This window comes from Dietzia sp. E1, assembly GCF_014145015.1.
Classification (GTDB): Bacteria; Actinomycetota; Actinomycetes; order Mycobacteriales; family Mycobacteriaceae; genus Dietzia; species Dietzia cinnamea_A.
Window position 1 is genome coordinate 1 of record NZ_JAALDU010000349.1, and the last position, 11316, is coordinate 11316.

Here is an 11316-nt window from a genome sequence, read left to right on the forward strand (position 1 = left end):
GACGCCGCCGACGGCGGGCCGGAGGCGTAGTCGAGCAGCGTGCCGACCGGAACCCCGGCTCCCGCCCCCGGCAGGGCACCGATCTCGGCGGGGATGGAGGACTGCGCGCCCACCGCGGGGGTCAGGCCCGCGGCGATGGCGCCGGCCCCGGCCGCGCTGAGGCCTGCGCGACGGAGAAAGGATCGGCGGTCGAACGTCATGGAGGTACTCCCGGATCTCGAACGGTGAGGGAGGCGTGTGGCCTGTGGGACTCACGCACCCGACGAGTGTGTCACAAAGAGATCGCGGACGATATCCCCGCGTTACCACAGGAGAGCACCACCGCACGGCAGGCGCGGCTGGTTGACTGATCTTCATGACACGATCCCGCAGATGGTCCGCCGTCGACATCCCCGACCAGACCGGGCGGACGTTCGTGGTGACCGGCGCCAACGGGGGCATCGGGCTGGCCACCACGGCCGCGCTCACCGCCCGCGGGGCCCGGGTCGTGATGGCCTGCCGGAATCTGGAGAAGGCGGAAGCGGCACGCGCGACCCTGCCCGAGGCCTCGCGCGAGCGGGCGGAGGTGCGTCGACTCGACATGGCCGATCTGGACTCCGTCGACGCGTTCGTCGCCGCCATGCGGGCGGAGGCCGCGGCGAGCGACGCGGCGCGGTCCGGTGCCGGCCGGGTCGACGTCCTCATCAACAACGCCGGCGTGATGAACATCCCGCACGCCCGCACGGCGCAGGGCCACGAGATGCAGTTCGGGGTCAACGTCCTCGGCCACCACGCGCTCACCCTGGGTCTCGAGCCGATCCTGACGGACCGCGTGGTGTGGCTGGGCTCGCTCGCGCATCTGATGGGGCGGGTCGACACCGACGACCTCGGCATGGACGTCCGCGGCTACCGGCCGATGGCCGCGTACGCGAACTCCAAGCTGGCGTGCATCATGCTGGCCTACGAGTGGCAGCGGCACTTCGAGCGGGCCGGCGGCGGCCTCCGCTCGGTCGCCGCGCATCCCGGCTACACCGCGACCGAACTCATCCGGCAGAGCGGCAACCCCGTCGCCGACCGGTTCTTCGCACTCGGCAACTCCCTCACCTGGGCGGGCCTGTCACCGGAGACGGGCGCGCTGTCCGTGCTCTACGCCGCGACGGTCCCCGACGTGCCGGGCGGGGCGTTCGTCGGACCGGACCGCCTCGGTGGTCTGCGGGGGCACCCGCACCTCACCCGGTCGAGCCGCCGTTCGCACGACCGGGCCACCGCCGCCGCGTTGTGGCGGCGGTGCACGGAGGCCGCGGCGTTCCGCTAGGAGCGACCCGTCAGGCCAGCCCGGCGGCGGCCAGTCCGTCGCGCAGCTTCGCCTGATGCTCGGGCGGCCCCTGGAGGAGCGGCATGCGCAGGCGGTCCGAGCCGATGAGACCGGCCATCTTCAGCGCGGCCTTGACCTGGATGGCGCCCTGGGAGGTGTGCATGATCGCGTCCACGGCCGGGATAAGGCGCGTGTGGATCTCGCGGGCCCGCGGCAGGTCGCCCGCGTCGACGGCGTCAATCATGGCCCGGTAGTCGTCGCCGGCGACGTGGCCGACCACCGAGACGATCCCCGTGGCGCCGAGGGCGAGGAACGCCAGGTTGAGCACGTCGTCACCCGAGTACCAGAGCAGGTCCGTCTCGGCCATGAGGCGGCTGGCCTCGAACAGGTCCCCCTTGGCGTCCTTGACCGCCCGCACGTGGGGGATCTCCGCGAGCCGGCGGATCGTGTCGGTGGCCAGCGCGGTGCCGGTGCGCCCCGGGATGTCGTAGGCCATCACCGGCCGGTCGGCGGCCTCGGCGATCATCCGGAAGTGCTCGACGATCCCGTGCTGGGTGGGCTTGTTGTAGTACGGGGTCACCACGAGCAGGCTGTCCGCACCCCGCGCCACCATCTCGCGGGCCGCGCGCATGGAGTGCTCGGTGTCGTTGGTGCCGCATCCGGCCATGACCTGCACGCGGTCGCCGACCGCCTCGACGACCGCGGCGACGCTGTCATAGTCCTCGTCGTCCGTGGTGGTGGCCGACTCGCCGGTGGTGCCGTTGACCAGCAGACCGTCGTGGCCGTGGTCGGCGAGATGGACCGCGAGCCGCTGCAGCGCGTCGAAGTCGATCGAGCCGTCGTCGTGCATGGGGGTCACCATCGCGGTGATGACCCGACCGAAGGGATTGTCCGACATGGGCACCAGACTAAGGCACACCTGTGACGCCGCGAGCGCCCGACGGGCCGTGGCGGACACGGCTAGGGTCGACACCACAGAAGCGACACCACGACCCAGGACCCATCGACGACGACAGCACCGACGACCCCCGGAGGCGACCGTGACCGACTCGACCCGACCCGAGAACGACGCCCGCGTGCCCGACGAGTCGCCGGAGGAGCTCGGCAACACCGTCGACGGCTCCGGCGCCGGTGACGGGAGCACCACCCGCGGTACCGACGAGGAGGGTCGCGCCCCGGCGTCCCGGCCCTCGACCGCCGGCGACACCGGGCACGCCGCCGGCGACGCGGCCACCGGCGCGTCCGGTGAGAGCTCCGCCGACCGGGCCGAGCAGTCGAAGGTGTACCGGACCCCCGAGCAGCCGGACCACGCCGTCGGCGGCTCCGACGGCACGGCCGACGGTCAGTAGCCCGGTCGACCGGTGACCGTCGCACTCCTCCTCACGCTGGCGCTGGTCCTGCTCATCGCAGCGAACGCGCTGTTCGTCGGGGTCGAGTTCGGGTTCCTCACCGTCAACCGGGACGACGTCCGCGCCGCCGGCTCGGAGGGCGATCGCGTCGCCGCGGCCCTGGACTCCTCGCTCTCGAAGACCTCGACGAACCTGTCGGGGGCCCAGCTCGGCATCACGGTCAGCAGCCTCGTGGCGGGATACCTCACGGGCCCCTCCGTCGGGGAACTGCTCACCGGCGCGTTGGGCCTGTCCGGAATGCCGGAGGCCGCCGCCCGCGGTATCGCGATGACGGCGGCCTTCGTCGTCGTCACCTTCCTCCAGATGGTCTTCGGCGAGCTCGTCCCCAAGAACTGGGCCATCGCCGCACCCATGCAGGTGGCGAGGCTGGTCGTGCATCCGCAGCGCACGTTCATGACCGTGTTCGGTTGGCTGGTCACCGCCCTCAACGCCTCGGCCAACCAGGTGCTGCGCCTGCTCGGGTTCACCCCGACGGAGGAACCGGGTGACGCCCGCTCCCCCGAGGAGCTGCGGGCGTCGGCGGCGCGGTCGGGACGCGAGGGCGTGATGGACCCGCACACCGCCGAGCTCGTGACCCGGTCGATCTCGTTCGGCGAGCACCGGGCGGCCGACGCGATGGTGCCCAGGCCGCTCGTGACGTTTCTTCGCGACCACACTGCGCAGGACCTGCTGGACACCGTCGCCGCGACCGGCCGGTCCCGCTTCCCCGTCCTCGGCGGCACCGTCGACGAGGTGGTGGGCGTCGTCCACTACCGCCAGGCGCTGGCCGTGGACCCCGATGAGCGGGACCGCACTCCGGTGCGCGACATCGCCGCCGAGCCGACCGTGGTCTCGGAGATGATGACCCTCGATCCCCTGATGCGGCTGCTGCGGCAGACCGATCTGCAGATGGCGGTGGTCGTGGACGAGTTCGGCGGCACCGCGGGGATCGTCACGCTCGAGGACCTGGTGGAGGAGATCGTCGGCGAGATCGACGACGAGCAGGACCGCGCCTCCCGCACCCACGAGCGGATCGACGACGACACGGTCCTGGTCGGCGGAATGATGCGGCCCGACGAACTGGGCGCGATCCTGCGACTGGAGGTCCCCCCGGCGGGCGCCGCGTCGACCCTGTCCGGTGTGCTGTCCGAATCGGCGGACCGCCTACCCGAGGTCGGTGACGAGGTCGAGCTGGAGGCCCACGACCACGAGCACCGCGACCGCGACGACCTGCCCACCCGGGCGCGCGTGCGGCTGCGGGTCGAGACGGTGAGCGACTACCGGGCCGAGCGGCTCCGGGCCACCGTCCTGCGCGGCGAGCCGGACGAGTCCGGCGACTCTGACGAGCACTGCGACGCGGAAGAGTCCGGCGACGCGGACCAGCGCAGCGACGCGGAGACGGAGGAGTCCGATGAGTGACGGCGTCGCGATCCTGGTGCTCGCCGCCCTCCTGCTGGGCAACGGCTTCTTCGTGGCCGCCGAGTTCGCGATGGTCTCCGCGCGCCGCGACCACCTCGAGCCCCGCGCGGCCCGGGGCAGCACCCGCGCCCGGTGGTCACTGCGTGGCATGGAGAACGTGTCGCTCTCGCTGGCCGCCACGCAGCTCGGGATCACCGCGTGTTCCCTCCTCATCGGCGCGGTCGGCGAGCCCGCCATCGCGCACCTCATCGAGAGGCCGCTGGAGTGGCTGGGGGTGTCGACCGGGTTCGCGCACCCCATCGCGCTGGTGATCGCCCTGCTCATCGTCACGTTCTTGCACATGGTGCTCGGCGAGATGGTGCCCAAGAACATGGCGATCGCCCGGCCGGCCGCAGCCGCGCTGCTGCTGGGGCCGGTCCTGCGGGTGTTCGTCCTGGTGTTCCTGCCCGCCATCTGGCTGATGAACAAGACCGCCGACCTCGTCGTGCGTCACGTCCTCCGCGTCGAGCCGAAGTCCGAGGTGGACACCACGGTCACGGTGGACCAGATGCGCGGGATGGTCGCGGCGGCCGGGGAATCGGGCCTGCTGGACGAGGACGAGACCACTCTCCTGGCGGGGGCGCTGGAGTTTGACCACATCACCGCGGCGGACGTGCTCCGACCGCTCGACGAGGTCGACGCGGTCGACGCGGACCTCACGACCGGCGAGATACACCAGCTGTGCGTCCGCACCGGACACTCGCGGTTCCCCGTGCTCCGCGACGGCCGGTACGTGGGGTACGTCCACGTGAAGGACGTCCTGGCCGACGACCCGTCCCGCCCGCTGCGCCCGGAGCGGATCCGCCGGCTCGGCTCGGTGTCGCCCGACACGCCGCTGGACGACGTGCTGGCCGCCATGCAGCGGGCCCGCGCTCACCTGGGGACCGTCGACGGCAGTGGCGATGGCGCCGCTGATCGCCGAGGAGTCCGCGATGACGCCCGCGCGGCCGGCCCGTCGGGCCTGGTCGTGCTGGAAGACGTGCTCGCCCGACTCGTCGGCGAGGTCCGCGACGCCACCCCGGAGGCCGATCAGACCTCCCCTGCGGCCCGCCAGGGTTCAACCGGGGGCCAGCAGACCTCGACCGGCGACTAGCGGACCTTGTCGGGGTTCGTGTCGAGGACCCGGCCCAGCGTGTTGTCCACGAGGATCTGCGTCACCCCGGCGTAGGTGGCCACACTTACTCGAACAGTGGCGATCAGCGCGTTCTGCAACATCCTCTACCCTCCGTCGGCAAATGTGACGTCTGTCACGATACCCGCGAGCATGGTTGCGGCGGGGGTTTCCCTCCAGAAACCTGGACAGCCGTTCTGATGTGTGGTTCCGAACGCTAACCACCCGGGATGGGGGTTGCCACCGGACGGCCGCAGAACGCGCGCGCGGCGCACCCCCGAAGGGTATAGTTGATGCGTCACCAGCATTCGCGGCGTGCGCGCCGAGCCCGCCGCTCCGAGGAGGTCACCGTGCCCCTGCTCGTCCCCGGCGTCGAGATCCACCGTTCCCGAATGCGATCCCGCGACCGGGGCGGCTGGCTGGACTCGCGGCACTCGTTCTCCTTCGGCCGCTACCAGGACCCGATGAACACGCACTTCGGGCGACTGCTGGTCAACAACGACGACCACATCGCGCCCGGCACGGGTTTCGACACCCACGGGCACCGCGACATGGAGATCGTCACGTGGGTCCTGTCCGGCTCGCTGGTCCACCAGGACTCCGAGGGACACAGCGGCGTCATCTACCCGGGACTCGCCCAGCGGATGAGCGCGGGCTCGGGGATCCTGCACTCCGAACGCAACGACGGCTGGCGCGACGGCTCGCTCCGCACCGACACCCCCGCCGAACCGGTCCACCTCGTCCAGATGTGGGTCGTGCCGGACACGACCGGCGAGCGACCCGGCTACGAACAGCTGGAGATCGACCCACGCGAGCTGGAGAACAAGCTCGTCGTCGTCGCCGGGGGTCTACCCACCCACACGGACCGCGCCGCCATCCGGATCCGCAACCGCGCGTCCGCGCTCCACGCCGCCCGGCTCACACCCGGACGCACCGTCGAGCTCCCCGACGCGCCCTTCCTCCACCTCTACCTCCCGCTCGGGTCGGTCACCCTGGAAGGCGAGGGCGCCCTGGACACCGGCGACGCCGCGCGCATGACCGCCACGGGCGGACGACGCGTCACCGCCGGCGCCCAGGGCGCCGAGATCCTCGTCTGGGAGATGCACGCCGGCATGACCATGCTCGACGTGCGCGGACACTAGTCCTTGCCGCTGGACGTCTCCTCCTCGCCGGCGACTGACGGGGCTCCGTCATCCTGCTCGCCGTCCGGGATGTGGTACAGCGGGTGGACCGGCTCGGGCGAGGGCGCCTCCTCGTGCTTCTCGAGCGCCTCGGGCGAGTAGGTCCTCCGCCACTGCCGTGTGATCGTGGGCGGCCGCTCCCCCATATCGTTACTGATGCCGCGCACCAGGCTGTACATCATCACGAAGCCGAAGACGAAGAACGGCAGGCCGATGACCGTAATGACCTCCTGCAACGCGGTGAGGCCGCCCTCGCCCGTGCCCGCGAGGATCGTGGCGCCCACGGCACCCATGAGCACGCCCCAGATGACGCGCTGGTGGGTCGGCGAGGTCTGTACGTCGTCGTCCTTGCCGGAGGCGATCATGTCCACGACCATCGACGCCGAGTCGACCGACGTGGTGAAGAAGATGACGACGAGGACCACCGCCAGCCCGGACAGGAACGTCGCCAGCGGGTAGTTCGAGAGGAACGCGAAGAGGGCACCCGGGATGTCGCCCTCCTCGACCACCGCTTCCGCGAGACCGCCCGTGCCGAACATCTCGATATGGAACGACGCCATACCGAAGATCCCGAACCACAGGACCGAGAAGCCCACCGGCAGGCCGAGGACGCCGAAGACGAACTGACGGATCGTGCGGCCCCGGCTGATGCGGGCGATGAAGATGCCCACGAACGGCGACCACGTGATGGTCCACGCCCAGTAGAAGACGGTCCAGGTGTTCTGCCACGACGCCAGGTCATCGGAGGCCGGGAAGACGTTGTTCCACAGTGCGAGCTCCGGCAGGTTCGACAGATAGATGCCCAGCGACTCGACCGTTCCCTTGAGGAGGAACAGCGTGGGCCCGGTGGCCAGGATGAAGATCAGCAGAGCGATCGCCATGACGATGTTGAGATTGGAGAGTCGCTTGATGCCCCTCTCCAGACCGAGGGCGACAGAGATGCAGGCGACCGTGGTGACGACCACGATGATGAGCACCTGCACGACCGACGACATGGCGATGCCGAACAACTCGTTCAGGCCCGCGTTGATCTGCAGCGTGCCCAGCCCGACGGAGGTGGCGACGCCGAACACGGTGCCGACCAACGCGACCACGTCGATGGTCTTGCCGAGCGGTCCGAAGACCTTGTCGCCGAGGATCGGGGCGAAGATCGAACTCACCCGGGGCGGCATCTTGCGCTTGTAGATGAAGTAGGCGAACGCCAACGCCGGCAGCGCGAAGATCGTCCACGTGTGCAGACCGAAGTGGTAGAGCGTGAACGCCATCGCCTCGCTCGCCGCGTCCGGAGTGCCCGGCTCGACGTCCCCGCGGGGCGGGGCGGCGAAGTGGGAAATGGGTTCGGCGACGCCCCAGAACATGAGGATCGTGCCGATGCCCGCGGCGAACAGCATGCCGAACCACGCCGCGGTGGAGTGCTCCGGTTCTTCGCCGTCGCCGCCGAGCCGCACGTGCCCGAACCGACTGAGCGCGATCCAAAAGAGAAAGCCCAGGAAGGCGGTGACGCCGAAGATGTAGAACCACCCGAGGTTGGTCATGATCCAGCCGGAGGCGGTGCCGAAGACACTGCCCACCCAGCCCCCGAAGAAGAAGGTGATGACGACAAAGGCGACGATCACCCCGACAGTCGAGAAGAACACCCCCGGGTCGGTCTTGAGCCTCAGTGCTCGCAGTATCCGTTCGGACATGGTCTCTCCCGTCGTCTCGGCCCCTTCAGAGCACCGCTGCCGGATCGAGTGGCTCAGTCAGAGTTCACAAGTCAGTACGCGAAGTTGTGTACCACGAAAACTTTGCCGTTGCCGGAGTGGGCGATGCCCATGCCCGCCGAGCGGTAGCCCGGATCGAGGAGGTTCTCGTTGTGACCGGGCGAGTTCTTCCACAGATCGACAAGGCAGATCGCCCCACAATGGGTGCCCGCGGCGACGATGTTCTCTCCGTGGCCCCGGTTGATCAATGCCGTGTTATGAATCACTTCATCCCGGGCGGCGAGGCGGTCCGCCCACGCCTGGGCCTCGCGGTCGAGAGCCGCGTTGGGCGCCAGGGCTCCGCGGCCGTGGGCGACGCGGTAGGCGTCGATCTCGCGGATGATCCCCTCACGAAGCCCCCCGTTGACCCCGAAGGCGGCGACGTCTCCGTAAGCCATCTCGCTGGAACCGACCGCCGCCCACGCCTCCGGCGGCAGAGCGGCGCGCACCTGCGAGACGACCCCCTCCACCTGCGGCACGAGGTGTGCCGGGATCAGGTGCTGAGGAACGAAGGACGGCAGGGTCTGGGCGGAAGCCGTGGCCGCACCGCCGCCCACGAGGGTGGCGGCGGTGACGGCGATCGTCGCGAGTGACGCGGTGAGCCTGGTGCGCATGATGGTGATAATGCCGTTTCGGCGCGTCTAACGCGAACCGTTTGGTCGATCAGATAACGAGCCGGACTCGGCACCGCATTACCGCTGTGACCAGCTACTATTAGAGTTACGTTTGCGACAGATGTGGTTGCGCGTAGCGGACGGGCGGCCAACTCGAGCGCAATGCGGAGCGGGCCCCGGAGCGGCTAGTCGAGCCTCTCGCGGACCAGCTTGAGGAACTCGGCCCCGTAGTCGAGATGCTTCTGCAGATCGCGGTAGCGCGCCTCCGCTTCGCGGTGGATCTCCTCGACGGTCGCCCTCGCCGCGCGCCACTCCTCCGACCCCGCCGCCCCCTCGGCGGGGCGCCGGCCGGCGGCGAGCACGTCCGTGGCCTGCAGGAACTGCTTCATGCGCTCTAGCGAGAAGCCCAGTGGCTTCATCCGCCGCACAAGCAGGAGCCGTTCAACGTCGTCATCGGTGTAGAGGCGGAACCCGCCCGCCGTATGGCCCGAAGGGGTCACCACGCCGAGCTCGTCGTAGTGGCGGAGGGTCCGGATCGACAGGCCGGTGGCCTCGGCGACCTCGCCGACCTTCCGTACCGCACCCTCCGACATGCTCCTCCTTGTGGGCTTGCTCACAGCGGTCGCCGGATATTCGCCCCGCCCTCAAACCTACCGTTACGGTACGTTCAGAAACCTCCCGTTACGGGAGAGTGTGTCATGCCCCTGCTCGGTGAGGACAATCCCCATGTCGGCTCCCGCCACCACGCCCGGGGCGCCCTCCCCGGCGCCCGCCGGTGACGATGACGGTCTGGCGCCGGTCGGCGTCCTGGCCTCGTTCCGGTACGCCTTCTCGTCCGTGCGGCGGCTACGGACCGAAATCCTGGCCGGCCTGGTCGTCGCTCTCGCACTGATCCCCGAGGCGATCTCGTTCTCGATCCTCGCCGGCGTCGATCCGCGCGTCGGACTGTTCGCCTCGTTCACCATGGCCGTGACGATCGCCTTCACCGGCGGGCGCCCCGCGATGATCTCGGCGGCGACCGGCGCGATAGCCCTCGTCGTGGCCCCGGTCGCCCGCGACCACGGGATGGACTACCTCGTGGCCACCGTGCTGCTCGCCGGCGTCTTCCAGGTGGTGCTGAGCCTGATCGGGGTGGGCAAGCTCATGCGCTTCATCCCCAGGAGCGTGATGATCGGCTTCGTCAACGCGCTCGCGATCCTCATCTTCGCCGCCCAGATCCCCCATCTGCTGGGCGTTCCGTGGCTCGTCTACCCGATGGTCGCGGCCGGCATCGCGATCATGGTGTTCTTCCCGCGGTTGACCACCGCGGTGCCCGCCCCGCTGATCGCCATTATCGCGATCACCGCCGTCGTCCTGCTCTTCGGATGGTCGATGCCGAACGTCGGGGACCAGGGCAAGCTGCCCTCGTCCCTGCCGGCGCTGTTCTTCCCCGACATCCCGTGGACGCTCGAGACGCTGCAGATCATCGCCCCGTACGCCCTGGCCACCGCCCTCGTCGGCCTCATGGAATCCCTGATGACGGCCAAGCTGGTCGACGACATCACCGAGGTGCGCACCGACAAGACCCGTGAGGGCTGGGGCCAGGGCGTCGCGAATCTCGTCACCGGGTTCTTCGGCGGCATGGGCGGCTGCGCGATGATCGGCCAGACGATGATCAACGTCAAGCAGTCCGGCGCCCGCACCCGGCTCTCGACACTCCTGGCAGGCGTCTTCCTGCTCATCCTCGTGGTGGCGCTGGGCGACATCGTCGGGCTGATCCCCATGGCCGCCCTCGTCGCCGTGATGATCATGGTGTCGGTGGCCACCCTGGACTGGCATTCGATCCACCCGCGCTCGCTGCGCCTGATGCCGCTGAGCGAGACGGTCGTCATGGTCGTCACCGTGGTCGCCACGGTGATCACCGAGAACCTCGCCATCGGCGTGGTTCTCGGTGTCCTCACCGCGATGGTGATGTTCGCCCGGCGCGTGGCCCACATGACGAGCCTCGAGAAGGTCTCCGAGCGCGACGTCGACGACGACGGCACCATCGACGTCCGCACCTACCGGGTGCGCGGCGAGCTGTTCTGGGCGTCCAGCAACGATCTGGTGTACCAGTTCGACTACTCGGGCGACCCCGAGCACGTGGTGATCGACCTGACGGAGGCCGACATCTGGGACGCCTCCACTGTCGCCACCCTGGACGCGATCACCCACAAGTACGCGGCCAAGGGCAAAACCGTGGAGATCATCGGGCTTGACGGCGCCAGTCAGGAGCGACTGGAGAAACTGTCCGGCAATCTCGGCGAAGGGCACTGAGCGAAAGCACCGGTCCGCCCGAGCGCCCGCGGGCCCTCAGCCGATCGGCGCCGGCGCCTGGAACTCCGCCTCGAACTTCTCGTATGAGAACGTGCCGAGCGCGCGGGCCCGGTCCAGCCCCAGCTCGCGGACGGCCTCGGCGAACCGGGCCACGTCGCCGCCGGCGTCGTCGGCTCCGGGCGCGATCGTCACGCGCGCCCCGCTGAGCGGACGCATCCGCCCGCCGGTCGCGG

The 11316-nt window shown here is 69.9% G+C and carries 12 protein-coding genes and 1 pseudogene; 6 read left to right on the forward strand and 7 right to left on the reverse strand.

Going from position 1 to position 11316, the window contains the following annotated elements; genetic code table 11:
• A partial coding sequence (locus G6030_RS11615) for a twin-arginine translocation signal domain-containing protein (protein WP_182643227.1) occupies positions 1 to 200 on the reverse strand: 200 nt, incomplete at its 3' end.
• Positions 201 to 355: 155 nt separating this feature from the next.
• On the opposite strand from G6030_RS11615, the gene G6030_RS11620 reads away from it, so the two are divergent.
• On the forward strand, positions 356 to 1294 hold the full coding sequence (locus G6030_RS11620; RefSeq protein WP_182643228.1) for an oxidoreductase: 939 nt from the start codon (positions 356 to 358) through the stop codon (positions 1292 to 1294).
• A gap of 10 nt (positions 1295 to 1304) precedes the next feature.
• Here the strand turns inward: G6030_RS11620 and dapA are convergent, their stop codons facing one another.
• Positions 1305 to 2192, reverse strand: a complete 888-nt coding sequence (gene dapA / locus G6030_RS11625; protein WP_061229261.1) for a 4-hydroxy-tetrahydrodipicolinate synthase — start codon at positions 2190 to 2192, stop codon at positions 1305 to 1307.
• A gap of 142 nt (positions 2193 to 2334) precedes the next feature.
• Here dapA and G6030_RS11630 point away from each other — a divergent pair, with 142 nt between their 5' ends.
• The 3 genes from G6030_RS11630 to G6030_RS11640 are packed head-to-tail and all read left to right on the forward strand — an operon-like array spanning position 2335 to position 5233.
• Positions 2335 to 2643: a hypothetical protein gene (locus tag G6030_RS11630; protein ID WP_061229262.1), complete on the forward strand. Its 309-nt coding sequence runs from the start codon at positions 2335 to 2337 to the stop codon at positions 2641 to 2643.
• A 12-nt stretch (positions 2644 to 2655) separates the two neighbouring features.
• Positions 2656 to 4101, forward strand: a complete 1446-nt coding sequence (locus G6030_RS11635; RefSeq protein ID WP_347238646.1) for a hemolysin family protein — start codon at positions 2656 to 2658, stop codon at positions 4099 to 4101.
• A complete protein-coding gene (locus tag G6030_RS11640; protein ID WP_182643229.1) occupies positions 4094 to 5233 on the forward strand; it encodes a hemolysin family protein in 1140 nt (379 codons plus the stop codon). The genes G6030_RS11635 and G6030_RS11640 overlap by 8 nt, the downstream gene beginning before the upstream one ends.
• Here the strand turns inward: G6030_RS11640 and G6030_RS16750 are convergent.
• The gene (locus tag G6030_RS16750) at positions 5230 to 5355 is read right to left on the reverse strand and encodes a hypothetical protein (protein ID WP_268817666.1); all 126 of its coding nucleotides are present in this window, start codon (positions 5353 to 5355) and stop codon (positions 5230 to 5232) included. The two genes, G6030_RS11640 and G6030_RS16750, sit on opposite strands and share 4 nt — an antisense overlap.
• Positions 5356 to 5607: 252 nt before the next feature.
• Here G6030_RS16750 and G6030_RS11645 point away from each other — a divergent pair, with 252 nt between their 5' ends.
• On the forward strand, positions 5608 to 6393 hold the full coding sequence (locus tag G6030_RS11645; RefSeq protein WP_241724324.1) for a pirin family protein: 786 nt from the start codon (positions 5608 to 5610) through the stop codon (positions 6391 to 6393).
• Here the strand turns inward: G6030_RS11645 and G6030_RS11650 are convergent.
• From G6030_RS11650 to G6030_RS11660, 3 genes are all read right to left on the reverse strand, one after another.
• Complete coding sequence (locus G6030_RS11650; RefSeq protein WP_182643230.1) at positions 6390 to 8117, reverse strand: BCCT family transporter; 1728 nt, start codon at positions 8115 to 8117, stop codon at positions 6390 to 6392. The genes G6030_RS11645 and G6030_RS11650 overlap by 4 nt on opposite strands.
• A 71-nt stretch (positions 8118 to 8188) precedes the next feature.
• Positions 8189 to 8788: a CAP domain-containing protein gene (locus tag G6030_RS11655; RefSeq protein ID WP_182643231.1), complete on the reverse strand. Its 600-nt coding sequence runs from the start codon at positions 8786 to 8788 to the stop codon at positions 8189 to 8191.
• 185 nt (positions 8789 to 8973) lie between these two features.
• A complete protein-coding gene (locus G6030_RS11660; protein ID WP_182643232.1) occupies positions 8974 to 9381 on the reverse strand; it encodes a MerR family transcriptional regulator in 408 nt (135 codons plus the stop codon).
• 133 nt (positions 9382 to 9514) lie between these two features.
• Between G6030_RS11660 and G6030_RS11665 the strand changes: the two genes are divergently transcribed.
• Positions 9515 to 11083 carry a SulP family inorganic anion transporter gene (locus G6030_RS11665; RefSeq protein WP_241724322.1) on the forward strand — a complete coding sequence of 523 codons (1569 nt, stop codon included), beginning with the start codon at positions 9515 to 9517 and terminating at the stop codon, positions 11081 to 11083.
• 36 nt (positions 11084 to 11119) lie between these two features.
• On the opposite strand, the pseudogene G6030_RS11670 reads toward G6030_RS11665, so the two are convergent.
• Positions 11120 to 11316 (reverse strand): annotated as a pseudogene (locus tag G6030_RS11670) (hypothetical protein); the annotation flags it as partial.